24 protein-coding genes are annotated in these 25948 nt (G+C 47.2%); 1 reads left to right on the top strand and 23 read right to left on the bottom strand.

Annotation, left to right across the window (positions count from 1 at the left end):
• Positions 1-184 precede the first annotated feature (184 nt).
• The 20 genes from ACVC9U_RS10790 to ACVC9U_RS10885 form a co-directional block, all read right to left on the bottom strand.
• Positions 185-1693 (bottom strand): S8 family serine peptidase, encoded by a 1509-nt coding sequence (locus ACVC9U_RS10790; RefSeq protein ID WP_075752942.1) that lies wholly within the window; start codon positions 1691-1693, stop codon positions 185-187.
• Between the two features lie 370 nt (positions 1694-2063).
• Positions 2064-3197, bottom strand: a complete 1134-nt coding sequence (gene ftsZ / locus ACVC9U_RS10795) for a cell division protein FtsZ (protein WP_075752944.1) — start codon at positions 3195-3197, stop codon at positions 2064-2066.
• A 34-nt stretch (positions 3198-3231) separates the two neighbouring features.
• Positions 3232-4530 (bottom strand): cell division protein FtsA, encoded by a 1299-nt coding sequence (ftsA, locus tag ACVC9U_RS10800; protein WP_075752946.1) that lies wholly within the window; start codon positions 4528-4530, stop codon positions 3232-3234.
• Between the two features lie 183 nt (positions 4531-4713).
• Positions 4714-5067, bottom strand: coding sequence for a small basic family protein (locus ACVC9U_RS10805; protein WP_003181559.1), 354 nt, complete (start codon positions 5065-5067; stop codon positions 4714-4716).
• Complete coding sequence (locus tag ACVC9U_RS10810; RefSeq protein WP_003181557.1) at positions 5067-5792, bottom strand: DUF881 domain-containing protein; 726 nt, start codon at positions 5790-5792, stop codon at positions 5067-5069. The genes ACVC9U_RS10805 and ACVC9U_RS10810 overlap by 1 nt, the downstream gene beginning before the upstream one ends.
• A gap of 25 nt (positions 5793-5817) precedes the next feature.
• Entirely contained in the window at positions 5818-6510 is a 693-nt protein-coding gene (locus ACVC9U_RS10815; RefSeq protein ID WP_003181554.1) for a DUF881 domain-containing protein, read from the bottom strand.
• Positions 6507-7295 (bottom strand): cell division protein FtsQ/DivIB, encoded by a 789-nt coding sequence (locus ACVC9U_RS10820; protein ID WP_003181552.1) that lies wholly within the window; start codon positions 7293-7295, stop codon positions 6507-6509. The genes ACVC9U_RS10815 and ACVC9U_RS10820 overlap by 4 nt, the downstream gene beginning before the upstream one ends.
• 205 nt (positions 7296-7500) lie before the next feature.
• Positions 7501-8412: a UDP-N-acetylmuramate dehydrogenase gene (gene murB / locus ACVC9U_RS10825; RefSeq protein ID WP_003181550.1), complete on the bottom strand. Its 912-nt coding sequence runs from the start codon at positions 8410-8412 to the stop codon at positions 7501-7503.
• Between the two features lie 28 nt (positions 8413-8440).
• Positions 8441-9541, bottom strand: a complete 1101-nt coding sequence (murG, locus tag ACVC9U_RS10830) for an undecaprenyldiphospho-muramoylpentapeptide beta-N-acetylglucosaminyltransferase (protein WP_441390829.1) — start codon at positions 9539-9541, stop codon at positions 8441-8443.
• Between the two features lie 71 nt (positions 9542-9612).
• Positions 9613-10713: a stage V sporulation protein E gene (gene spoVE / locus ACVC9U_RS10835; RefSeq protein WP_003181546.1), complete on the bottom strand. Its 1101-nt coding sequence runs from the start codon at positions 10711-10713 to the stop codon at positions 9613-9615.
• Between the two features lie 52 nt (positions 10714-10765).
• A complete protein-coding gene (gene murD, locus ACVC9U_RS10840; RefSeq protein WP_441390832.1) occupies positions 10766-12121 on the bottom strand; it encodes a UDP-N-acetylmuramoyl-L-alanine--D-glutamate ligase in 1356 nt (451 codons plus the stop codon).
• Positions 12122-13096, bottom strand: a complete 975-nt coding sequence (gene mraY, locus ACVC9U_RS10845; RefSeq protein WP_003181543.1) for a phospho-N-acetylmuramoyl-pentapeptide-transferase — start codon at positions 13094-13096, stop codon at positions 12122-12124.
• Between the two features lie 127 nt (positions 13097-13223).
• Complete coding sequence (locus tag ACVC9U_RS10850) at positions 13224-14690, bottom strand: UDP-N-acetylmuramoyl-L-alanyl-D-glutamate--2,6-diaminopimelate ligase (protein WP_003181541.1); 1467 nt, start codon at positions 14688-14690, stop codon at positions 13224-13226.
• A gap of 195 nt (positions 14691-14885) precedes the next feature.
• On the bottom strand, positions 14886-16820 hold the full coding sequence (locus ACVC9U_RS10855; RefSeq protein ID WP_003181540.1) for a stage V sporulation protein D: 1935 nt from the start codon (positions 16818-16820) through the stop codon (positions 14886-14888).
• A 142-nt stretch (positions 16821-16962) separates the two neighbouring features.
• Positions 16963-19098 (bottom strand): penicillin-binding protein, encoded by a 2136-nt coding sequence (locus ACVC9U_RS10860; protein WP_441390835.1) that lies wholly within the window; start codon positions 19096-19098, stop codon positions 16963-16965.
• A gap of 6 nt (positions 19099-19104) precedes the next feature.
• Positions 19105-19458, bottom strand: coding sequence for a cell division protein FtsL (gene ftsL, locus ACVC9U_RS10865; RefSeq protein ID WP_043927563.1), 354 nt, complete (start codon positions 19456-19458; stop codon positions 19105-19107).
• Positions 19459-19489: 31 nt separating this feature from the next.
• A complete protein-coding gene (gene rsmH, locus ACVC9U_RS10870; RefSeq protein WP_216928954.1) occupies positions 19490-20428 on the bottom strand; it encodes a 16S rRNA (cytosine(1402)-N(4))-methyltransferase RsmH in 939 nt (312 codons plus the stop codon).
• 65 nt (positions 20429-20493) lie between these two features.
• Positions 20494-20925, bottom strand: a complete 432-nt coding sequence (mraZ, locus tag ACVC9U_RS10875; protein ID WP_009328555.1) for a division/cell wall cluster transcriptional repressor MraZ — start codon at positions 20923-20925, stop codon at positions 20494-20496.
• Between the two features lie 125 nt (positions 20926-21050).
• Positions 21051-22667, bottom strand: a complete 1617-nt coding sequence (gene bshC / locus ACVC9U_RS10880) for a bacillithiol biosynthesis cysteine-adding enzyme BshC (protein WP_003181529.1) — start codon at positions 22665-22667, stop codon at positions 21051-21053.
• Between the two features lie 84 nt (positions 22668-22751).
• Entirely contained in the window at positions 22752-23633 is an 882-nt protein-coding gene (locus tag ACVC9U_RS10885; protein WP_441390839.1) for a 2-dehydropantoate 2-reductase, read from the bottom strand.
• Positions 23634-23815: 182 nt separating this feature from the next.
• On the opposite strand from ACVC9U_RS10885, the gene ACVC9U_RS10890 reads away from it, so the two are divergent.
• Positions 23816-24295: an N-acetyltransferase gene (locus ACVC9U_RS10890; protein WP_075752972.1), complete on the top strand. Its 480-nt coding sequence runs from the start codon at positions 23816-23818 to the stop codon at positions 24293-24295.
• Between the two features lie 35 nt (positions 24296-24330).
• Here ACVC9U_RS10890 and gerR read toward each other — a convergent pair whose 3' ends face one another.
• From gerR to ACVC9U_RS10905, 3 genes are all read right to left on the bottom strand, one after another.
• Positions 24331-24936 carry a sporulation-specific transcriptional regulator GerR gene (gene gerR, locus ACVC9U_RS10895; RefSeq protein WP_075752974.1) on the bottom strand — a complete coding sequence of 202 codons (606 nt, stop codon included), beginning with the start codon at positions 24934-24936 and terminating at the stop codon, positions 24331-24333.
• Between the two features lie 154 nt (positions 24937-25090).
• Positions 25091-25264 carry a 50S ribosomal protein L32 gene (gene rpmF, locus ACVC9U_RS10900; protein ID WP_003181522.1) on the bottom strand — a complete coding sequence of 58 codons (174 nt, stop codon included), beginning with the start codon at positions 25262-25264 and terminating at the stop codon, positions 25091-25093.
• A gap of 23 nt (positions 25265-25287) precedes the next feature.
• Entirely contained in the window at positions 25288-25803 is a 516-nt protein-coding gene (locus ACVC9U_RS10905) for a YceD family protein (RefSeq protein ID WP_075752976.1), read from the bottom strand.
• Positions 25804-25948 lie beyond the last annotated feature (145 nt).

Here is a 25948-nt window from a genome sequence, read left to right on the forward strand (position 1 = left end):
CCCCCTTTTTTATGAAATTGGCTGGATTTGTCCGTCCTCCTCTCCCTGTGGATGCCTTGTCTGACCTTGATGTAACTTAAATATAGTAAAAACTGGTTAATTTTTTTGTCGGTATTTGTCAAGGTCATGTTTAAAATTAGATAAAAAAAGGACAAAACCGTTAAAGCGGTTTTGTCCATTTTTATCATTTTGTTTTTTTAGCCGCGTCAAAAGCTTTTAAAGCGTTGACTAAGCCGTATCCGTAGCCGTTGTTCGGCGATTTTTCAAACGTTTTGTCAGTCAGAGGCGTCGCCGTATTCAGCAGGATGCGCTCAATTTCATCGACTGTGAGATCCGGATTGGCTTCCCTCATTAAAGCGACGATGCCGGATACATGCGGGGTCGCCATCGATGTCCCGTTCATTGCAGCATATTTGTGTCCCGGATAAGCAGAGCGGATGCTGACGCCCGGTGCCGAAATATCGGGCTTGATTTCGTCATATGGCGAAGGCCCTTGCAATGAAAAATCGGCTAACGCGTTTGCGCTGTCAACTGCGCCTATCGCAAAAGATTGCGGATAGTTGGACGGATTCTCAACTGAACCCGGTCCGCCCGGTTCCAATTCGCTGACATTACCTGCTGCGAATGCAGGAAAGATATCAGCTGCCCGCCAAGCTTTGACAATATCCAAATACCATTCATTGAGTCCGCGTTCCCCCGCCCAAGAATTGTTGACGACATCGGGAGCCTTTTCAGGATGCGCTTTTCCTTTTGTATCTTTCGGGGCCAAAATCCATTCTCCTGCAGCCAAAAGGGATTTTTCGTCTCCGCCGTCCTCTGAAAAGGCTTTGACAGCGATCCATTTCGCAGTCGGTGCGACACCGATCTGGTTTTTGCCGCCGGCTTCTGAGCCGACCATCGTGCCTGTCACATGTGTGCCGTGGCCCAAGTCGTCATATGGCGTTTTCTTATTGCTTACCGCATCAAACCAGTTGAACTCATTGTCTGGACTGTTCGGTTTAGAAGGGTTATAGCCTCTGTACTTTGTCTTCAACGCCGGATGATCCCACTCAACGCCGGTGTCAATCGAAGCGACGACGGCTCCTTTGCCTTTATAGCGCTTTTTCCAGACATCAGGCGCATGAACCTGCTCAATGTTGGAAGCAGGGGAACGATCCGTGGACGTTTTCGATTCTACCGTAGGTTTTTCAGTGTTGCCAAGCTTAATTTTTTGATTTGGCAGCACTTTTTCAACCTCCGGAAATGAAGCCGCTTTTTCCATAACATCCTTTGTCGCCGTCACAGCGATGCCGTTTACAATATAGAAAGATTCCACTTGCTTTGCTGTTCCTTTTTTCTCTTCTTTTTCCAAAAACGATTTTAAGTCTTTTTGCGTTCTCTCAGCTTTTGTACGCAGGGACGTCAGCACGGCCGAACGTTTGATTTCTTTCACTTTTTTCACTGTCATCACGCTTGCTTTCGCCCGGTTTTCAGCCGCTGTTGCCGCTTGCTGAAGATTCGCCTGGTTTTTCATTTTGATTAAAAAAGTCACTTTATCTTCTTTCTCAAAACGTTTGTAAAGAGCGCTTGATATTTTGCTTTGTTCCTTGGCCTTCGCTGCCGTACCTGTTTCAGCCTGCACAGCAGCCGGAGCGAGAAGTGAACCGATGAGTGCAGCGCACATGAATGTGCGGAATAATGGCTTTTTCTTCACATGACATCCTCCTTTAAGCAATAGCAAATATAGTCGTTTCTTGCGTTTCTTTGTCTAGAAACAGAAACTATTAATAATGGTAAAAGAAAAGACTTATAGATATTGTCGTATTTTGTCATTTTTCCTCTGTCAGTTTGTAAATTCGTTCTTTTTACATATGACTTGTTCACCGTCATAGTTCGGACAGATGACAAGACGAAAGGAAAATCCGTGCATTCGGGAGAAAAGAGAGAGGTTAGATGCAAGGCTTTTGAGGGAGGCGCTTCGATCAGGATGACAATTGATGCTTTTGGAGGGGAGAATCCGTTTCCAGCGCATAAAAAAAGCCGCCGACTTCTTGTCGGCAGCTTTCCAATGTATTGTAGACGTTTTAGCGTTTATTGCGGTTTCTTAAGAAAGTCGGGATGTCAAGCGTATCCTCGGCAGGCTGAGATGGGCTGCGGTGCGGCATGCTTGGCTCCTCGCGCTTCGGCTCCCGTTTCGGAGCAGGCTGATGATGCTGTTTTAAGCCTTGGTTTAAAGGTCTCTGCGGCTTAGATGCATCTTGATCCTGTTCGATAAAGCCGGTCGCGATGACCGTAACGACGATTTCGTCTTTCAAGTTTTCATTGATGACAGATCCGAAGATCATGTTGACGTCCTGGTCAGATGCAGCTGCCACAATGTCCGCCGCTTCCTGAACTTCGTAAAGGCTTAAGTTGGTTCCGCCTGTAATGTTCATCAGCACGCCTTGGGCGCCGTCAATCGCCGTTTCAAGCAGCGGGCTGGAAACAGCTTTTTTAGCGGCTTCTGCAGCGCGGTTCTCACCTGTCGCTACCCCGATACCCATCAGTGCAGAACCTTTGTTGGACATGATCGTTTTAACGTCGGCAAAGTCAAGGTTGATCAGTCCAGGTGTTGCGATCAGGTCTGAAATGCCCTGAACACCTTGGCGGAGAACGTTGTCCGCTTCGCGGAACGCTTCAAGCATCGGTGTGTTTTTATCGACGATTTCAAGAAGACGGTCATTCGGAATGACGATCAGGGTGTCGACGGCTTCCTTCATTGCTGAAATACCGCCTGCCGCCTGAAGCTGTCTTTTTCTTCCTTCAAAGGTAAACGGCCTTGTGACAACGCCGACAGTCAATGCGCCCAGATCTTTTGCGATTTGTGCGATGACAGGTGCCGCGCCCGTTCCTGTTCCGCCGCCCATTCCGGCTGTGACGAACACCATGTCTGCACCTTTCAGCGCTTCTTCAATTTGTTCTTTGCTTTCCTCTGCGGCTTTTTTGCCGACTTCCGGATTGGCTCCGGCGCCGAGCCCGCGTGTCAGCTTCGCACCAATCTGCATTTTCGTTTCCGCTTTTGACAGGTTGAGAGCCTGGGCATCCGTGTTGACTGCGATAAACTCGACTCCCTGAACGTCATTTTCGATCATCCGATTGACGGCATTGTTACCGCCGCCACCTACTCCTATTACTTTAATCGATGCTAAGCCGTCTATATTTGTTTCAAACTCTAACATGCTAAATCCTCCTAATCCGTCGAATGACTAATCTCTATTCCCAAAAGAAGTTAAATATTTTCTTCATTTTGCTCGGCTTTTTCTCAGCTTGAGCGTGCTGCTTGGATTTTGGCTTCGGTCGCTGCTGCACTTCTTTTTGATGTGTTGCCGCGACTTCCTGAACCGCTTGTTCCGGCATCTTAAACCCTACTTTTCTGCCTTGGATTTTTGCGTTGCGGTAAGCGAATTGGATGAGGCCGACTCCTGTCATGTATTGAGGTTCTCTTACACCGATATAATTCGGGATAGCCACTCTGACGTTATTTTGAAGAACATCCTGTGCGAGGCTGAGGACACCCGGCATTCCAGCCTGTCCCCCTGTAAGCACAAACCCTCCCGGCAATTCTTTTATTCCCATGTTTCGCAGTTCCTCTGCCACGAATAAAAAGATTTCTTCGAGCCTGGCTTCTATAATGTCTGCCACTTCCCGCTGAGAAAAGGTCTGCTTTTGGTCTGTTCCGATCACGGCGACTTCAAATGTTTCCTCTTCCGACGCTTCTTCATAGAAAGCATGTCCAAACTGCTTCTTCACCCGCTCAGCTTCGTCTGTGGAAGTGCGCAATCCGATTGAAATATCCTTGGTGATGTTTTCTCCTCCCAGGGGTATGACGCGGGTCGCAAGAAGATGGCCGTCCTCAAATACGGCAACCGTTGTCGATCCTCCCCCGATGTCGATTAAAGCCACTCCGAGGTTTTTTTCGTCCTTTGATAAAGCGACAGATCCGGCAGCCAGCGGCTGAAGGCAAATATCCGTTATTTCAATTCCCGCTCTTTCCACACAGCGCAGCAGGTTATGTAAAATCGTTTTAGAACCCGTGATCAGCGACCCTTCCACTTCAAGGCGGACGCCGAGCATCTTTTTCGGATCTGTGATATCGCCTCTGCCGTCAACGATAAACTGTCTCGGAATCACATCAACGATCAGCTGTTCAGGCGGGATGGAAACGACTTGAGCGGCCTCCATCACCCGGCGCACGTCTTCAACGTGGATCTCTTTATTCTCGCTTGAGACAGCCACAACACCGTTCGTATCTTGAATATGGATGTAGTTCCCGTTAACCCCGACGATCGCGTGGGTCAGCGGAAAACCTATCATTCTTTCTGCTTGTTCAAACGCTTTTTTTATAGAATGAACCGTTTCATCTATATCAACGATTGATCCTTTTTTCAGCCCCTCTGAGGGAACATTTCCGACTCCGATAATGTTAAGAGAATCGTCTGACATTTCACCGACGATCACTTTAATATTGGACGTACCGATGTCTAGACTAACGTAAAGTTCATTGTTGTTCATTCTATGGCACCTCCTCACATTTCAGTCAATTCTATTCTATTATTTGCCGAACAACAATACAATGAATCTGGTTTTACAAGTGTGTAACAATCAATACAAACCAATACGCTTCGTTTTTAGTTTTAGGATTACTGTGAATATTCGTGATATCCTATGTATATCCTCTTTTAAATCCGATTTTTTTTAATTTTTTCTCCTCGAGGCCGTCCATTTGGCGAGCAGTATTCTTCTGATGACCGCGATGTTTTGGAAAAGCCTCACGCCAAATGCAAACATCCCGACTAAATACAAGTCTACACCAAGATGAACGCCCAGAAAAGCCAAACTTATGGCGAGAATAATATTGAAGAAAAAGCCCGTCACAAAAACTAGTTCATCGTATACACTTTCCAAATGGGCCCTTATTCCCCCGATCAAAGTATCAAGGGATGCAAGAATCGCCAGGGACAAATAATTTGAGTATTCATCCGGAATGGTGAAGTTCGTGCTGAACCCGATTGTAATTCCGAGCAAAAGCCCTAAAACCGGAAGCCACATTAGGAATTCTCTCCTTTTGATTTTTCGAGCGGTTTCAATGGCGCAACTTGCATTGAACCTTCGTAAGCTTTGATTTTGATTTGTTTTTCAGGCCTTTTGATTTGCAAATCCAGATTTTCTCCCGCGAACAGATCCTGCAGGGATGAAGCATTCATTCGGCTATATAGTTTATCGGCGTTTTTGCCGATGACTTTTACCGTTATCGGATAGTTGTCCAAAGGATAACCGTCTATTTTGGTTGTTCCGTTGATATCGCGGATCACCGTCGTGTTGACAACCCTTCTGTCGTTGATGGATATTTCTTCCGCTTCATACATATTCAGTTCATTAATCAGCTTTTTCAGAAGGTCGGGAGGGGGATTTTGAATCGATTCCCCTGTCAATTCTTCCGAGAAGAGCTGAGAAATGGTGATGATGATTCCGTTCCCTGTGACATCTGTGAAGCCGGCCTGTTTTTTTAAGTTTTGAAGCGTTTCATTCAACGCTTTTGTCCGCGAGGTTTCTTCTTGATGACTGTATGTGTTCAGCATTTTTTCATACTTGTCAATTTCGCTGATCAGATCAAGCTGTTTTTTCTGTTCTTCCTTCAAGTCCTCCCTGAGGTCCCAAATGTCCCGCGTATCGCGGACCTTCGGCGCCTTCAGCGAATTGAACTGCACGGACAGCATAATGCCGAAAATGAGCATCAAGATGCTCAAACTGATGAAACGATTATTTTTCTTCAATGTCCGCCCACCAACTTTTCAACGTTCATTCCCCTTGCTTCAAAAGGGGCTCCATCTCGATATTATCTTGTTTTTCGATGCTGACTGAAATATGATCGCGGCTCAGCTGGTCCACAAGCCCTCCTGCAATGTTCAGCGCCGGCATCAGCACATCCGCATCCCCGATGGCCGAAATAACAAACGGCGCCGGATACTGGTTGCCGTCAACCGTGATGACAGGGCCGTTGCACGATATGTAGGAATGATGTGTCACGCGCTGTCCGTTGATCGACACCGCGGCCGCCCCGGAAATCCACAGCTCATTGAGCAGGCGGAAAATGTGGCTTTCATGGACGATATAGTTGTTGACATTCTCACCCTCTGGGATGTACGAAGCGTCTTTCAGTGTCACCTTGATTCCTTCGCCCTGAACGCCGATTTCCCCGACGAACATTCTGTACCTTTCAACATCTTCAACAATATTGTAATACTCTTTTTTTTCCTTTTTCAAAGCCGTCTCTGTTTTCTGTACTTCCTGCTGTTTTTTGTAAAGCTCCTGTTCCAGCTTCTTATTTTGCTTTTCTTGGGAAATCAGCCGGTCGCGCAGGGAATATTCCTCTTTCCAATTTTCAGCAGTTTCTTCATGGTCTTTGTTTTCCCTGGCGAATTGATAGGAGAAAGACAGCAGGAAGCCGAGGACAAGCATGGCGAGTGAAAGATTGACTGTGTGCCTCTTCAATTTCCGTCTCCCTTTTTGCTTTCATCCGTTTTTTTCAGAGGTTCAAAATAAGTCGCGACTTCCATATGGATAATGCCTTTTTCCCCTTTCGGCAGCTCTTTTACGATCGCCGGATAGCTGTTCATTTTCTGTCCGAACGTTTTCAGCGAAGCTGTCACGATATAGCCGTCGTTCATATACAGTTTGATCAGCCAAGGGTTTGATTTTTGAGGCGTATAGTTGATCTCGGAAATCGATTTTTTCACGGAATCGGAAAGCTTGTTCAGCTGTTTTGCCATTTGAACGAGCTTTTCGTCTTCCTCCCAGTTATTAAGGGTTGGTCCGATGTCAGTCGGCGTCACCTCTTCAGGAAGCACCGTGCCGTTTTCAAGCACGGAGTAGTACACATTATGTTTTTGCAAAAACGCAATGCTTTTATACTCTTCGATGGAGATGGCGATTTTGTTGGGCAGTTGTTTAGAAATTTCGGCTTTTTTGATCAGTTTATTCTGCTCGATCTTTTCTGCGGCTTTTTGCTTGCTCAGACTCCAAAATTCCGTCTGTCCTTTATGGATTGAAGAAAGGGAAATGATCTGTTCCTTTGAAACGTTTTTGTTTCCTTTGATCTCTACCTTCGAGACTTTGCTGATCGGCGTCTGCAGGTAAATGATGATCAGCATCATCGTGAAAAAGAGCAGAATAAAGGTGATCAGCCGGCGGTTTGCCTTTTGCTTTCGCTGTTCTTTAATTTTGGGAATACGTTCTTCTATATTCACTACTTTTTCTTTATCAATACCGGGTTTCACGTAGGCTCACCTCAGGTTAATAAAGCAGACAAAAAGACTTTTATTTGCTTATTTTTGTTCGAAAAAAGACGCGCTTTTCGACATATGAAAGCACGGGGGCAAGCTAAAAAGCTTCCGTTTAGCGAAACAAACGACATACTAGGATGCCGTTTGCTTGTTTGTTTCATACATTATATCATAAGGCGATCTGAAGTAGAGAGGCCGTTTACCGTTTTTCTCCGATAATTTCGACCTCAGTGTGCATGTCGATATCGTATTTTTCCTTAATCGTTTTCTGAATGAATGCAATCAAATCAAGGACGTCTTTCGCTGTTGCGCCGCCTGCGTTGACAATGAAATTGCCGTGCATCTCCGAAACCTTTGCCCCGCCGATCTGATGGCCTTTCAAACCAGCCTCTTCAACTAGCCGGCCCGCATGTTCAGGCAGCGGGTTTCTGAAGATGCTGCCTGCGCAAGGGTTGGACACAGGCTGCGTTTCTTTTCGGTAGTCTTTGTTTTTCTGCATCTGCGCGACGATCTGATCGCGTTCTTTTTGCTCCAATTGGAGAACGGCTTCAAGACAAATGCCCGGCCGCTTGTTTTGAAGGATGGATGTGCGGTAGCTGAACGCCATCTCTTCATTCGTCAGCCATTCGATCGTTCCGTCTTCAAAAAGGATCAATGCTTTCACCAATACTTTGCTGATATCTGAGCCGTGGGCGCCGGCATTCATGTAAACCGCTCCGCCGACCGAACCAGGAATGCCTGCGGCAAATTCAAGGCCGGAAAGCCCTTTTTTGCTGATGCCTGTCGCAAGCCTTACGACAGAGTAGCCGCCGCCGACTGTTACTTGCTCGCCGTCGATTTCCATATGGTCGAGTCCCTGGCCGAGCTTGATGACGACGCCTCTTATCCCTTCATCGAGAACGAGAAGATTCGAGCCTCTGCCGATGGCCGTCCACTTGACGCCGTGCTTCTTGACAACCTTCATCGTATCTTTGACAGCTTGAATGTCTTTCGGAATCACCAGCACGTCAGCCGGTCCTCCGATTTTAATCGTTGTATGGTTGCTGAGCGGCTCGTTTTCCAGAACTTTGCCGACTTCAAGTTCTTTTAATTCTTGTATCACCTTATCCATCGAAAACCTCCACAATCCTTCTGTCTTATCATTTTGCATGATGTTTCAATTCTTTCAGCACATTGTACAAGCGTTCCGCAGCGTCCGGCACGCCAAGCGATTTCGCGCGGATCTTCATCTCTTCCAACGTCTTTTCGTCTTGTAAAATATGATCGATCGCCTGAATTAAGCGGTCTCCATTAAGCTCTGATTCTTTTAAAACGACAGCGGCGTTCTGCTCCCCGAGTGAGCGTGCGTTTACTTCCTGGTGGTTGGCCGTAACATACGGACTCGGAATCAGAACGCTTGGAATGCCGAGCGCGGTGATTTCCGCTATTGTCGTTGCCCCTGCGCGGCCCACGACGACATCGAACGCTTTTAAGTACTCGGGCATTTGATGGAGAAACGGCTGGACGACCATATTCAGAGCGGCGCCTTCTTTTTCAAGCGCAGCTGTGACTTTATCATAGTGAACTTCCCCTGTGACATAAAGAACCTGGTAATCCCGCTTTTTTAATTCGTTTTGCATCGCAATGACCGCTTCATTGATCGGAGCGGCACCGCGGCTGCCTCCGAAAATAAGGACCGTTTTTTTGCCCTCTGCAAGACCCAAAGCGGTCAGGGAACGGCCCCCTTTTATAGAGACGACTTCAGACGCCCTCGGGTTTCCTGTAAAAACAACTTTTTCTGCAGGAAAATGTGTTTTCGCTTCATCAAAACAAATCGCTACCTTATCAACATATTTGGATAAAAACTTATTGGTGAGTCCGGGAAGGCTGTTTTGTTCGTGGATAATCGTCGGAATCCCCAGTTTTGAAGCGGCGTATACGACGGGGCCGCACACGTAGCCGCCCGTGCCGATCACGGCATCCGGCTTGAACCGTTTTAATTCTTCTTTGCATTCTTTTACACCCTTTAAAAAGCGCATGACGGTTTTGACGTTTTCAAATGAAAGTTTTCTTTTAAAACCCGTAATTTCAATCGCTTTGAAAGGGATCCCTTCCCGCTCGACGATATTTTTCTCCAGGCCTTTTTCGGTTCCGATATATAAAAACTCAACATCTTCGTGATGCCGTTTCACTTCCTTAATAAACGCAAGGGCGGGGTAAATATGGCCGCCCGTTCCGCCTCCGCTAACAACAATCCGCATCTGTTCTCCCCCTTAATCCTTATGTACACGCCGATAACCCTGCTATCTCGCAACAGGGTTATCGCCAAAATCTAGTATCTAGAATACCTGCTGACATTCAGCAGCACGCCGACCGCCATGAGCATCAAGGTCAGTGATGAACCGCCATAGCTTAAAAACGGAAGCGTAATGCCTGTAACAGGAATCAAGCCAGTCACGACTCCGATATTGATCATAACCTGAATCGCTATCATCGAAATGACGCCGACGGCGACAAAACTGCCGTATAAATCGGGCGCACCGAGCGCGATTCTGATGCCTCTCCATAATAGAACGCTGAAGAGCAAAAGAATCAGCGATCCGCCGATAAAGCCGAGCTCCTCTGATAAAATCGCAAAAATAAAATCTGTCTGCGGCTCAGGCAGATAGAAAAACTTTTGCCTGCTCTGGCCGAGGCCGAGGCCGAACAGCCCGCCGGGCCCCACCGCATAAAGAGACTGAATGATTTGAAAGCCGCTTCCTAAAGGGTCCTCCCAAGGGTTCAAGTATGAAGTGATCCTTTTGATCCGGTACGGCGCCGACAGCACAAGGCCGACAAAACCGCTCAGTCCGATCAGGCCGAGAAAAACGAAGTGCGAAATTCTCGCCCCCGCGACAAAGATCATAATGATGCATGTGCCGACCATCACGGTTCCTGTTCCGAGGTCAGGCTGCATCATGATGATCAGAAAAGCTGAAAAGACAATGCCCAGCGCCGGCACAAAGCCTTTTCTAAACGACGTAATATTCTTTTGCTTTTCAGATAAAAACTTGGCCAAAAATGCGATCATCGCGAGTTTCATAAACTCGGACGGCTGAATGCTGAAAGCGCCGACTCCGATCCAGCTCCTCGACCCGTTCCGTTCCATGCCGATCCCGGGAACCAGGACAATGATGAGCAGAAAGAAACATACAATGATCAGTATTTTCGCATAAGTCCTCCACGTCCAGTAGTCGACGTTCATGATGAAAAACATGGCGATGACCCCGATGCCGGCAAACAAAAGCTGCCGTTTCGCAAAGAAAAAGGAGTCGTCGTATTTGTAAGTCGCCCATACTGCACTGGCGCTGTATACCATAATCAGTCCGATTGTTAAAAGCAATAGCGTAATGATAACCAGCAAAAAATCCGGTGACGTTTTTTTTGTTTGCAAAGCCGAACACCCCAAGCTCTAATTCTTAGGGCTATCTTTACGAGACAAGCCCTTATTTAAGCATATGCACGGCGTTTACAAACATGTCACCACGTTCTTCAAATGTTTTGTACTGATCCCAGCTTGCGCAGGCCGGGGACAGAAGAATGACATCTCCTTCGTCTGACAGGCTGAACGCCGCAGTTGCTGCTTGTTCAACATTATCGACACGTTTAACCTGTTGTATTCCCATTTCTTCGGCCAGCTTCTCAAACTTCGGCGCGGTCTCGCCGAAAGTGATCACCGCTTTTACAAAAGACATATGCGGCTTTAGTTCATCAAATTCATTTCCGCGGTCAAGCCCCCCTGCCAGCAAAATGACCGGCTTTTGAAAGGCGGACAGCGCTTTTTTCGTCGCAAGAATGTTTGTCGCTTTGCTGTCATTGTAAAACAGTCTGTTTTTGATCGTCGCGACGTATTGCATCCTGTGCTTAACACCTGTAAAGCTCGTCAGCACCTTACGGACGGCCGCGTCGGAAACGCCTGCTGTTTTAACGATGCAAAGGGCGGCCAAAATGTTCTCCAAATTGTGCTCTCCCGGCAAAACGACGTCTTCCAGCGGCATGACCGGTTCGCCGTTAAACATGATTGCGCCGTCTTTCACGCACGCTCCGCGCTCAAGTGTCCGGCGGACCGAAAAATACACCTTCTCCGCTTTTGAACACTCCGCGAGCCGGACGACTGTCTCATCGTCCAAATTGACAACGGCAACGTCTGTTTCCGATTGATTTCGATAGACCTGCTGTTTGGCAAGCTCATAATTTTGGCGCGAATGGTGATAATCGAGATGGGCATCAAATACGTTTAATAATAATCCAATCTTCGGTCTGAATTGATAAGTCCCCATGAGCTGAAAACTCGACAGCTCTGTCACGATCCATTCGTCTCCGCTGGCCTGATTGGCCACTTCGCTTGCCGCCGTACCGATATTCCCAGCAACGAGCGCTTTTTTCGAATCGGCCTTCAGCATTTCATAAACAAGCGTTGTCGTTGTCGTCTTTCCGTTTGAACCGGTAATGCCGATGAACGGAGCATCTGTCAGATGATAGGCGAGTTCAACCTCCGTCCAGACCGGGATACCCCGCTTCAGCGCTTCTTCGACCATCACGTTTTCATAGCGGATGCCCGGATTTTTAATCAGAATGTCGATCGAATGAAGATCAAACAGTTCCGTCGGATGAGAGCCGCAGACGACTTCCACCCCTTTTTCCGCGAGAATCCGCGCAGGTTCATTTTCCTCAAAAGGCAGCTGGTCATTCACGACAACCTTTACGCCTTTCTCATGAAGGATCGAAGCGGCAGCATATCCGCTTTTCGCCAGCCCCAGTACGAGCACATTTTGATTTTGCAATAAATCTTGAGTATCCACTTATAACCACACCTCGATGTAAATTCCTAAGACGGCAAGCAGAAGCCCCGCTGTCCAAAAAGTGACGACAACTCTCCACTCAGACCATCCGACAAGCTCGTAGTGATGGTGAAGAGGGCTCATTTTGAAAATTCGTTTGCCGGTCGTTTTAAATGAAATGACCTGCAAAATGACGGACAGCGTTTCAATGACGAATACACCGCCGATGATAACAAGCAGGATTTCCAGTTTCGTTAAAATCGCGATCGTCACAATCGCGCCGCCGAGGGCAAGCGACCCTGTATCTCCCATAAAGACTTTCGCGGGGTGCGCGTTAAACACAAGAAATCCTAACACCGCTCCGACAACGGCAACCGCGAAAATTGCGACATCGTATTGCGACTGGTTCCACGCCAAAATCGCAAACGCACCGAACGCGATGGCAGCTGTACCCGACAACAGACCGTCAAGCCCGTCAGTCAGGTTGACGGCATTTGAACCGCCGACAAGCATAAAGATGACGAGCACTGGATAAATCCAGCCGAAGTCAAACGACAGCTCTGTTCCCGGAATGCGGATGTCAGTCGGCATTCCTTGGAAGTGGTAGACGGCATAGAATACGAGAGCAATCACGATCTGACCGATCAGTTTTTGTTTGGATGTGAGTCCAAGGTTGCGCTTCATCACGACTTTAATATAATCATCCAGAAAGCCGAGCAGACCGTATCCAACCGTAACAAACAAGAGGAGGATCATGTTCATGCTGACTTCGGAAAATTTCATCGTCATAACAATGGTCGTCGCGATAATCGACAATATGATCATGACGCCGCCCATCGTCGGCGTTCCCGATTTTTTCTGATGGGATTTCGGACCTTCCTCACGGATGCTCTGCCCGAATTTCAGCCTTCTTAAAAACGGAATGAAAATCGGAGATAAAAGAACGCTGATTAAAAAGCCCATGATAATGGTAAATAAAATTACTTGTTCGAGCATCGTTCTTCTCTCCTTTCCGCATGATATAAGAAGCAGCATACGCATTTATCATATTCACTGTTTTTTTTCATATGTTGATTTATTTCATCCATCATTTCAACAACTCTTTCCTGTAGTTCTTTTTCGATTATTTCAGCTCAAGAATGGCTCTTTTGGCCACCTCAGCGTCATCAAAATCAAAGGTTTGACCGCCGATCTGCTGGTAAGTTTCATGGCCTTTGCCTGCAATCAGGACGACATCGCCTTTTTTGGCGTTTGCAATTGCAAAAAAGATCGCTTGCTCGCGGTTGACGATGCTGTGATAGTAAGCTCCTTTTACGCCTTCCTCCATATCGTTTAAAATGGCGAGCGGGTTTTCGCTTCTCGGGTTATCGGCTGTAAAGACGGGTTCATCAGCAAGGTCAACGGCGATCTTCGCCATTTTCGGACGCTTCGTCTTATCGCGGTCTCCACCGCAGCCGACGACGACAAACAGCTTTCCTTCCGTTAAGCCTCTGCACGTATTCAAGACATTTTCGAGGCTGTCAGGGGTATGGGCATAATCGACGATCACCGGGAAGTCCTGGCCTGCGTCCACAAGCTCAAATCTTCCTCTGACCCCTTTCAGCCCTTCAATTCCTTCTGTAATCGTGGCAAACGGGATATCCGCTGCAATCGCGATCGCGGCAGCCGTTAAAACATTGTAGACGTTAAACAGGCCGACAAGCGGAATCGTCACTTGTGCAGAACCTTTTGGCGTCACCAGGTCAAAGGTTGTCCCTTTCGGAGCCATTTTGATATTTTCAGCCATGACATCGGCATCGTTTTGAATTCCGTATGTCAAAAGATGTGCTGACGTCACTTGGGCGAAATAGGCTGAAGCAGGGTCATCCGCATTCAGCACGGCCCACTTCGGTGTTTCGTGGTTAAAGGATCCGCCGAGCTGAGAGAAAAGCAGACTTTTCGCATGTTTATATTCTTCCATTGTCTCGTGGTAGTCGAGGTGGTCCTGGGTCAGGTTTGTAAATGCGGCGATATCGTAATCACACCCGTGGACCCGGCCCATGTGGAGAGCGTGTGAAGATACTTCCATGACGGCTGTATCCACACCCTGATCAACCATTTTTCTAAACGTTTTTTGAAGTGTGACGCTTTCCGGCGTCGTATTTTTCGCCTCGAACGTTTCGTCGTGGATTTTCGTGTACATCGTGCCGATCAGTCCTGTACGGCTCCCGGCTTTTCTAAAGATCTCCTCCACCATGTGAGAAGTCGATGTCTTGCCGTTCGTGCCTGTAATTCCGATCAGCCTCAGCTGCTTTGTCGGCTGGCCGTAAAAAGCGTCCGACAGCACGGCAAGCGCTCTCTTCGTATGACGGATGATAATCACCGGCACATCGGCGTCCACTTCCCTTTCCGCCACAATGGCGGCGGCCCCTTTTTCAGCGGCTTGGCGGGCGTAGTCATGCCCGTCGACTGTATAGCCTTTTATACAAACAAAAAGACTCCCTGTCTTGACTTCCCTGGAGTCCATCTCAATTGAAGTTATATCAGGGTCTTCTTGGCCGGCATAGGAAGGTGCATTTTTTAAATATGTAAGAAGCTTTGTCAATTTCATCGTATCAAACCTCTCAAGTCTCATCATTCTTCATTCGTTGTCATATTGATTCGCCGCACGAGCTTCGTGCAGACATACAGTTCATATTTTAGCGTAAAAAAGAGGATACATCCAGCTAATCCTTTAAAATCGATATATTTTTTAGGAGGAACGGCCCCGGACATCAGCAGGCAGCCGCTCCTATATTGAAACGAATTAATCAGAGGCTCCGTCATCGCTGTCAAGATAAATGCGAATCGTCGATCCTTCTTTTACTTTTTCGCCCGGCTTAGGGGACTGCTGAACGACGACATCGCCTTCTCCGGAAGCCTTCAGCCTGAGGTTGATCAGCAATGGTTCAAGCTCTGTCACGGAAAGCCCTATAAGGTTCGGGACCTCGATCAGCTTTTTGTCCAGCCATTGATATTCGCGTTCGATCTGATCTTTCCGCTTCTTAACGCCGAGCTGCGGAAGACTGTCTCTCATGATGTTTCCGACGATCGGCGCTGCAACCGTACCCCCGAATTGAATCGTTCCTTTCGGGTTGTCGACGGCGACGTAGACGACAATGCTCGGATCATCTGAAGGAGCCGTTCCGATAAATGAGACGATGTGGTTGTTTTTTAAATATTTTCCGTCCTTTACTTTTTGCGCCGTACCGGTTTTGCCGCCGACCCGGTAGCCGTCGACAAAAGCGTTCCGCCCCGTCCCCTGGGCGACAACGCTCTCCAGCGCGTAGCGGATCTGTTTGGATGTCTCTTCAGAAATCACTTTTCTTTTGGCGATCGGCGTCTGTTTTTTCACTGTTTGTTTTGTCACGGGATCAATCCACTCTTTGGCAATATACGGCGTATACAGCGTTCCGCCGTTAACAGCCGCAGAAACGGCCGTGACCTGCTGGATCGGTGTCACCGATACCCCCTGCCCGAAAGCTGTTGTCGCCTGCTCTACGGGGCCGACGCGGTCAAGAGGGAATAGGATGCCTGTTCCTTCGCCTTGCAGATCGATCCCGGTTTTTTGTCCGAAGCCGAAACTTTTAATGTAGGTGAACAGTTTTTCTTTGCCGAGCCGCTGACCAAGCTCAACAAATCCCGGGTTGCACGAATTTTGGACGACTTCAAGAAACGATTGTGCGCCGTGTCCGCCGCGCTTCCAGCATTTCAGCCTCGCGCCGTCCACTTCAACGGAACCTTTATCATAGAATTGATCTTTTTGGAGGTTGACTTTGTTTTCCTCCAAAGCTGCGGCAAGCGTGATGATTTTAAAAGTAGAACCCGGCTCATATGTGCTCCATACAGGCAGGTTCCGGTTATAGACTTTGGGATCGATTGATTGGTAGTTTGCGGGATCAAAGTCCGGCCGGCTGACCATCGCCAATATCTCCCCGTTTTTCGGATTCATCGCAACACCGACCATACCGTCCGGATTATACTTCGCTTCTGCGATATCAAATTCCCGCTCCATGATCGTCTGCACCTTTGAATCGATCGTCAGCTTCATATCAAGCCCGTCTTTCGGCGGGGTATAGTCATCCGCCTCCCCAGGCATTCTCTTGCCTTTTGCATCGGAATAAAATTTCACATAGCCCTTTTCGCCCTTCAGCTCTTTGTCATAAAAGGCTTCAAGGCCGAGCAGACCCTGGTTGTCAATGCCCGCAAATCCGAGCACATGGGACAGATAGCTGCCGAACGGATAATGGCGGATCGAGTCTTCTGCGATGTATACGCCTTTCAAATTGAGATCTCTGACTTCTTTTGCTTTCTCGTGGGAAATCTTCCGGCCCTCGGGATTGATCCTTTCAATCGACGTTTTTTTCGTGACATGTTTATACGCTTTTTCTTCCGACATATTCAAAACGCTGGCCAGCAGTCTGCTCGTTTTGATCGGATTTTCAACTTGCTTCGGAACAACCAAAACCGATGGCGCGCTTTGGTTTGTTGCCAGCTTGACGCCGTTCCTGTCCAATATTTCGCCCCTTTCCGGCTCAAAAGGAAGGTTCCGGCTCCAAGAATCTTTTGCTAAAGTCGTCAGTTTATCCCCGAGAACGAACTGAACGTATCCGAGCCTTGTATCAATAATCAAAAAGATGATCACACCAAAAAGCAGAACGAATATTAAACGTTTTCTGACCGTTACATTGGAAACGCGCAAGAGACCGTTCACTCCTTATTTAGGCTTGTTTCATTTTATGCCTCGGAGCGTTTTGATAGAACGGCCCGATTTTTCATCTATTCAAGGCGGCCGCGTCCAAACGGAAGGCTATCGACTTTGAGCCGATAGCCTTTGACGGGATCTATTCGTTTTTCAATCTGACTTTCACGACTGAATTTGCTTTTAATTCTTTGCCTGCTTTTACATTTTGACTCTTCACATAGCCCTGGCCGCTCGTTTCGATATGAATGCCTGCCATGGCGCCGAAGCGGAGGGCGTCCCGTTTTGACCAGCCTGTCATATCTGGGAGTGTGATTTTCCCGTCGGTTTTCAGGAAGACCCGTTGGTTCGGCAGGACGGCTTCGCCCGCTTTCGGGTACTGTTCTTTCACAGCCAAGCCATCGCCGATCGTAACGGGAACAAGGCTGCTGCCTTGCGCCTCTTTTGCGGCGGATTCGGCTCGTTTGCCGGAGAAATCAGGCATTTTCAGCTGTTTTTCTTCCTGCTTTTCTTCTTTTTCAGTCTCTTTCGGTGTGATATTTAAGTAGTGAAGACTGTTTTTCATCACCGGATTGAAAATTTTTGACACCGGAGCAGAGCCTGTTTCCGTAGCTTTTAATTGCGGCTGCTGCACGGCCACATAAACGAGAAGCTGCGGATCGTCCTTCGGGGCCATGCCCATGAAGGAGAACACGTAGTTTTCGCGGCCGGTCAAATATCTGCCGTCTTCTCCGGCAATTTGCGCCGTACCGGTTTTTCCGGCGACATCAAATCCTTCGATCTTGTACGGCTGCCCCGTTCCTTTTTCAGATGTGACGACTTTTCCCAACAGCTCGCGCACTTCTTTTGCCGTTTTGGCAGAGATCGGCTGGCCGACTTGTTCCGGTTTATTTTGATAAATCGTTTTGTTTTTGTCAGAATCAACGACATGATCGATCACATAAGGCTTCATCATTTTTCCGTTATTGGCGATCGCCGTCGCGGCCTGAAGCTGCTGGATTGGCGTGACAGCAGAGCTCTGTCCAAAAGCCGTCGACACTTTATCCCGCAAATATTCAAAGTTGATTTTGCTGTTCGCTTCCCCAGGCAGGTCAATCCCCGTTTTGTCGTAAAAATGGAATTTCCGCAAATATTGATTGAACCGGTCCGTGCCGAGTTTATCGTTGGCAAGGATCGCAAACGCGACGTTTGAGGAGCGTTCAACACCTTCATTAAAAGTGATCGGGCCCCAGCCGTTTCCACCGTTATGGTCTTTGATCGGCTTATCTTTTTTAGAAACCGAATATGATCCAGACTTGTATTGTTCTCCTCCATTATATACGCCTTCTTGGATGGCCGCCGCCAATGTGAAAATCTTCATCGTCGAGCCCGGCTCAAAGCTGTAGGAGACAAGGTCGTTGTAATAGTTCGTGACATCGCGCACGTTCGGGTTGAAGCTCGGCCTTTGCCCCATCGCGAGCACTTTGCCCGTTTTCGGATCAACAACCGCCGCCATGATCTTCTTCGGCTTGTATTCTTTTTGGACGGTCGTCATGCTGTCTTCCAAAAACGCCTGGATTTTTTGATCGATCGTCAAATACACGTTGTCTCCGTTGTTTGGCGCTTTAATACTTTCGTTGCTGTTCGGCAGGCGCCAGCCCGTTCTGTCGGTATCGTACGTCATGTATCCGTCCGTTTCTTTCAAATAATCGTTCAGCGTTTTTTCAAGGCCCATCATGCCTTGCATTTCACCTGTTTTTGCATTGATCTGTGAATAGCCGATGAGATTGGAAGCGAAGATTCCGTTTGGATAGTAGCGCTTCGTATCGCGTGTGAACACGATGCCCGGCAGCTTCAGCTTTTCGATTTTTTCTTTTTGGGCGTATGTCAAATCCCGACCCGCCGATCCGAATTCAACCTGAAACGCTCCTTTTTTATTGAGAATATCGAGCACTTTCCCCTCATCCATGCCGAGAATCGGCGCAAGCTTTTCAGCCGTCAGCTGCTTGTCTTTCACGTATTGAGGTTCCATCTTTTTGCTCATAATCGCAACGAGCTTATATGTCGAAGTGTCTTCGGCAAGCACTTTTCCGTTCCGGTCAAGGATCGATCCCCGGTGGGCTTCGATCGTCCGCTTTTTCTCATACTGTTCGTTCGCCTTCTGTGCAAGCACTTCGCCGTTCACTTTTCCCGTCGCTTGAATAAACGCAAATCGTCCTACGATAACAAAGAAAAAGAGGGCAAAACAAATACTGAGTATTGCCGCTCCTCTGTTCATGAATTTATTTTTTTTCGGCATTGTGCATCATTCCTGTATGTCTTTCACTTTTTTATCACCTAATTTAAGGCCTTTTTTCCGGGCGATGTCCATGATACGATCCGGCTCTTTCAGCATATCGGCTTCTTTTTCGAGGTCATCAACTCTGCTGCTTTCCGTTTCAACCTTCTTTTCGAGCTTTTGAATTTCAATATTGGTCTGATACGCGGCGAAAGCCTTTGAAATCATAAATAGTGAAGCGCTGAGTACAGCCAGGGCAAAAAGCACAATCAGTACCTTTTCCCCAAGCGTTATCGATGCTCTTCTCCGGATGATAACGGATTGTTCTGCACTGTTTGTCTGTCGTTGCTGTTTTTCTACTTTATAAGCCAAATTGCTCATAGACTGATGACCTCCTTTTAATTCGTACAGCTCACTCTCGTGCTTTTTCCGCGATGCGCAGCTTCGCTGAGCGCGCACGGTTATTGTGTTCAAGCTCCTCTTCGGAAGCTGTGATCGGCTTTCTGTTGACTAACTTTAATTTCGGTTCAAACTCCTTGGGGATCACGGGCAGTCCGTGAGGCAGTTCAGGAGGCGATGACATCTCTTTAAATGTCGATTTGCAGATCCGGTCTTCCAGCGAGTGGAATGTGATGACCGATACTCTTCCGCCCGGCTTCAGCACCTCAATCGCCTGCAAAAGCGCTTCTTCAAATACCCTCAATTCATCGTTTACCGCAATTCGAATCGCCTGGAAGATCCGTTTAGCCGGATGCCCGCCGCTTCTTCTTGCCGGTGCGGGAATCGCCTCTTTGATGATATCGACAAGCTGGCCTGTTGTTTCAATAGGCGATTGTTCTCTTGCTTTTTCGATTTTCCTGGCAATTTGCTTGCTGAACTTCTCTTCTCCGTATTTAAAGAAGATTTTCACGAGATCCTCATAAGGCCATTCATTGACGACTTCCTTTGCCGAAAGGCCCGCCGACTGGTCCATTCGCATATCAAGAGGTGCATCATGATGATAGCTGAAGCCCCTTTCGGGTGTATCCAGCTGAGGAGATGAGACGCCTAAATCAAATAAAACACCGTCCACTTTCGTGATGCCGATTTCGTTTAGACGGTCTTTTAAATACCGAAAATTGCTTTTTATGAAAACGACTTGTCCTTCATAATCCGCCAGTTTTTCCTTCGCATGGCGGAGTGCGGTTTCATCCTGGTCAAAAGCGACCAATTTGCCTTTTTCAGACAGCTGTGAAAGCAAATACTCGCTGTGACCGGCACCGCCTAATGTGCAGTCTACATATGTACCGTCTTCTTTTACATTTAAACCATCAACTGTTTCTTTTAATAATACTGTTGTATGCTCAAACATTTCTTTACTTGTCCCACCTTTTTCAAATGAACTGATTGCAGAAGCGCCGCATGCGCAAAGATTCATTATATATCAAATCCGATCATGTTTTCAGCTATTTCGGCAAATGAATCTTCCTGCTCTTCTACGTATTGTTCCCAAATCTCTTTGCTCCACAATTCAATTCGATTTGAAACTCCGATGACCACGCATTCCTTCTCAAGCTTTGCATAATTTAACAGCGGTGATGCAATGTTGATCCGGCCCTGCTTGTCCAATTCGCATTCGGTGGCTCCGGAGAAAAAAAAGCGGGTAAAAGCGCGTGCATCTTTCTTCGTAAGAGGAAGGGCCTTCAGTTTTTCTTCGATGAGTTTCCATTCGGACATCGGGTAGCCAAACAGGCACTGATCAAGCCCGCGCGTCAGAACGAACTGCTCGCCGAGGCCTTCTCTGAATTTCGCCGGAACGATCATGCGGCCTTTTGAATCAATCGTATGCTGGTATTCACCCATAAACATGATCTCGGTCCCCACTTTCGTTCCTCAACTCACCACTATCCACCACTTCTCTCCACAAATTTATTTTACACTGTTTTAGAACAAAAAAAAACCCTGAACTACTCAGGGTTTTTTAAAAAATTATTTCAAAGTTTGACAACTTGATGCATGTTTTGAAATGAATATGGCAAATCCTTGTATTTTTCCAAGAAATCCGGACCGTATTTGTTCAAATAATACACGATGTTCCAAATTCTCTCCTGGGGAGCGTCTAAAGGTTTGATGCTTGTTTGAATTTTGTCAAAATCACGCAAAATATAGTTTTCTTTTTCTTCAATCCTTCTGATGACTGTTTTCTCCAAAAATTGGAGCTGATCTTGAATGAAGCCCGCGTTTTTTTCTAAAAGGGGGCCGAGGCTGCCGTCGATTTCGAGGGCTTCGGCGCGCACTGCGGAATGAATGTTTTCGATTTTTTCTTTCGCCTGTTTGACCGAATCGGTAAATCCGTTCGGAACCTTATCTTGAAAATACTGCTCTTTTTTGGCCCGCGCTCCCTTTTCAATCGATTCGCGGAGTTCGATTCCCCGTTCGTCCAGCTTTTTTTCGATGTGCCGTTCAAGGAATGTAACCTGAAGCCTCGGTACGACAGGCGGCATTTTATAGCCCATGACCTGAAAAGCGCCTTTCAGCTCGCCCCAATAATTGATCTCTCCGGGACCGGCGATGAACGCCAATGTCGGTAGAAGATATTCCTGCATGAGCGGCCGGGTTACGACATTATTGCTGAACGCTTCCGGGTTCTGGCAGATCAAATCGCAAAGCTCTGCTTCAGACCACTGAAGATGAAGCTCTTTTATAAAAAACGCGCCGTTTTCTTTTTCAATTAAAAACCGCTCGCCGTCGCGCTCATAAAAAATGTTCGCATGTTGTGCGGCCCCTTCGATAATCGGTGTGTAACCCAGTTGTTTCATCAATTCCTGCTGCCGTTTGACAGAGTCGGTCAGCTCATCGTTTTTGTCCAGCAGCTGCCGGAAAAAGCGCGCTTCAAGGTTTCTGATGCCCGGGTCTCCGGAATTCAAAAGGATCAAGCCGTCTTGTTCAAACATGTCAGCAACAAGAAATTCGAAAAAATCGGTAAAAGAAAGAGACTGCCTTAAACATCGGCGCAAATGGCCGAGAAGATCATTCGTATACTCCGTTTCTTCAAATGAAGCAAAAATCCCGTCCAGCCACTTTTCAGCTTTCTCGGCATCGAGCGCCGTTTTTGCCGCCTGGCTTTTTTTCCAGTGGGACTGCGGGAGCTTGTGCTTTTTCACCTTGCCGCCGTCAGAAATGTAGACGTGATTGATTTCTTCCAGATCATGGTCTTCCCCCGCAACCCAGAATACCGGAATGACCGGAACGTTCAGCTCTTGTTCTTTTTGCTTTGCTAATAAAAGGATCGATACGATTTTATGTATAGTGTAAAGAGGACCCGTTAAAAGGCCGGCCTGCTGCCCTCCGACAACGACGACGCTTTTCGGATCGCGAAGGCGTTCGATTGTTTCATTCATGGTTGCCGATTGAAATTTGCGGTGATAGTCGAGCAAATAGTCTGCTAACGCATCGCGGTCATACGTCCGGGAGGAAAGGTCATCCAAACGGACACTCCAACTTTCATTGCTTAGGCCGTAATCAAAAAACGGCTCTATCTCCTTTTTTCCATTTATATAGTCTCGTACAAAAGGGTTTTGACTTTGTATGGAAAGTTCAGTAAGCTGCATCTCTAGAACTTCCTTTCTCCAGTAAATAGTTAGCTATCCGAAACGAGTATAGCACGTTATGCGATTCGGTCAAAAGATTTAGCTTCATTCGTTTTCAAGCGCCTTGATGCTGCGATATAAAAAGGTAAGGTGCGGGGCGGGCTCTCCTGACTCTTTTGCCCGCTTCAGCAGATAGCCGATGATCGCATCCGCTTCCGTTTTTCTTTCTGCCAGCACATCGGCAAGCATTGAGGACGTGTTGCTTTTCGTCCGGCGGCAGACGGAAAGAACATGGTCCCACGCTGCCTGGCGATCTTCAAGTTCCAAAATCCGGCTCGCTTCTTCAAAGACGAACTTCATATAGGCCCCATACATCGGCTCCTCAAGCAGCGCGCCGTTTTTCACCCGCAAAAGAGCCGTCAGCGGATTGATGCACGCATTGACAATCAATTTTTCGGCGAGGGGCTTATACCAGTCTTCGCACCAAATAAAAGGGAACGCTTCATGCACCGAAGCGAGCTCTTTTTTCAGCCGGGCGGCGGATTGGCTTCGGAACGCGCTCCATTTTACGGCCCCTTTTCCCGTGTGCCGGAATGTACGGTCATCCACCCTGACAGCTCCGTGTTCCACAGATCCCGTATAGATGCGGTGGCCCGTCTGCCATTTTTCAAGCACGGGAATATGCGCCATTCCATTTTGCAGGAACATGATGTCAAGAGGAGCCGCCTGCTCCAGCTCAGACAGAACGGCTCCGAGCTGATGCTCCTTTACGGCAACAAAAAGAAGGTCGCAGTCCGGATCAAGTTCAGTCACGCCCCTGGCGTTCACGGTCATCTCTTTCCCGTCTTCAAGAAGGCGGATTCCCTTTTCTTCAATCGCTTCCGCCTGTTCCTTTCTCCGCGCAATCACAGTCACTTCGTGGCCGAACGAAAAATAGTATGCAAAAAGGAGGCCGACCGAGCCTCCTCCGATGACTCCGATTCTCACATTCTCACACCCTGATTTTTTCATATACTGTATATCATAGCAGAAATTTTCGCCGTTGACTTGTAAGTTGTTTCAAATATTCAGAACCATTTCGCTTCATTATATTAGAAAATTTTTATCATTTGGATTTTTTGAAAAAAGCGTTTACAATAGAAGTAGACCACAAACAAGGGGGTAACATAATGGTCAAAGTCGAACGTTTGCTGATCAACTACAAAACGCTTGAAGAATTTAAAAAGTTCAGGGAGTACGGGATTCAAGAGCTTTCCATGCTGGAGGACCTTGAAAGCAACATGATTGAAAACGACAGCAATTCACCTTTTTACGGCATCTATTACGGGGATCGGCTCGTTGCAAGAATGAGCCTGTATAAAGCGGATGGAAAAACCAACCAATACTTTGAAGAAGGCCAAGATTACCTCGAGCTCTGGAAGCTTGAAGTTTTGCCGGGGTATCAGCGCAACGGCTACGGTACGATGCTGGTGGAGTTCGCCAAATCATTCGGACTCCCGATTCGCACAAGCCCGCGCGTCAAATCATCCGATTTTTGGAGCAAGATGGGCTTTACACCGGTTAAATATGATATGGCCCGGGATAAAGGGGAAAATCCGCTCGTTTGGTATCCTGCGAGCGAACCAAATCAAAGTTCTGAATCAGCCTAAATGAAAAAAGCCGGCCGAAAGCGGATGGCCGGTTTTCATTTTTCAAGCGTCTCGAGATTTTCATTCGACTCCGGCTGGAGCTTCACCTTTTTGTTTCGTTCGCCTTCTTGAAGAACGACCATTTTTCGGGCTCTCTCCATGATTTCAATCAAGGCTTTATAATCCTCTTCCGTCAATTCAAGCCGTTTTTTCAGCGATTGATTTTCGCTTCGCAGCTTTTCAACTTCTTGTTTCAGCTCATTGATTTCTTCAGCGAGCTTTTTCTTCTCATCTATAAAGTCTTTTTGAACCGGGGCTTCTTTCAGCTTTTCAAGGTATTGAATAACATCATCGAGCGTCAGATTTTCCGCATTGCTCCCGGAAACCGTTTTGACAGATCCAGGAAGATTCGCGGAATGGACGCCTATTTTTTTGCGCAGCTCTTTGCGCTGCTTTTTTGCCAGTTCAATGCCTGATTGGTATTGCTTTCTGACAAAGGAATTCCAGCGGAATCCGCAGGCAGCGGCCGTTCTGCTTAAAGCCTTGCCCACTTCTTCAAAGGCCGAAAGCTGTGTGCCGCCTTCCCGAATGTGCCTTAAAACAACCTCAGCCAGCAATATATCTTCATCCTGTGTCCATGCATCCTGCCTTGTAATCGTCAAATGTTATCCCCCTCCATGACTTTATGAATTTAACTCATACATATGCGGCTGATAGAGTAGATAGACTATTTTCTTTACAGGAAATAAAAGGATGAAGGGAAAACGGGTATAAAAAAACACAAGACATGAAGTCTTGTGTTTTCATTGTTGACGATTAGTTGCTTTTTACGTCTTTTCCTTTGTATGATCCACATGCTTTGCAGACGCGGTGTGAAAGTTTCATCTCACCGCAGTTTGGGCATTCTACCATACCAGGCACTTGCAATTTAAAGTGTGTACGACGAAGTCTTTTTTTCGTTTTAGAAGTTCTTCTAAAAGGTACAGCCATTATTCCCACCTCCTTAAAGAGCGTTAAGATTCATCATCTTGTTTTAAGAGCTTCTCGAGTCCGGCAAGTCTCGGATCGATCCGGTCTTTCCGGTCATCTTCTGTAATGACCTGCCAATCCTTGCCCTCCTGCGGAGCACCTTCTTCTTTTTGAACAGACTCACAAAAGATTTGCATAGGGATCTCAAGAAGGATTTCTTCTTTCACGACCGGAGTCAAGTCGATAAGGTCATCCTCAACAACATGGACGTCTTCATCTTCCAATTCCTCGGTCTTATGAAATATAAACAGTTCTTTTGTAGAAATACTGAATGGATAACGAACATCAACAAGCGTTCTTGAGCAAGGCAAGATCATCTCGCCTGAAATGGTAAAATCAAATGCAGCCTGCTTTGAGCGGATTTCCGCGCGCCCTTTCACCCGCACCGGTGAAATGCTGCGGATTTCCGAGCTTTGAGAGAGTTCGCTTAAATCAACTGTTTCATCAAATTCAAAGTCCTTCTTCGGCATTTGATTCAGCTGATGTATCGTCCATTTCATTGTATCACCTCTAAGTGAGCAACAAACATGATTATAGCTTTCATCATGTTTTTTGTCAATATTTTTTCTTTACAGATATGCGCCTGCGCCTTTCATTCGTTGACATCGTGAACAACAATTCATACACTTAGGAAAAACGCTGTTT

The sequence above is a fragment of the Bacillus sp. GM2 genome, assembly GCF_056155945.1.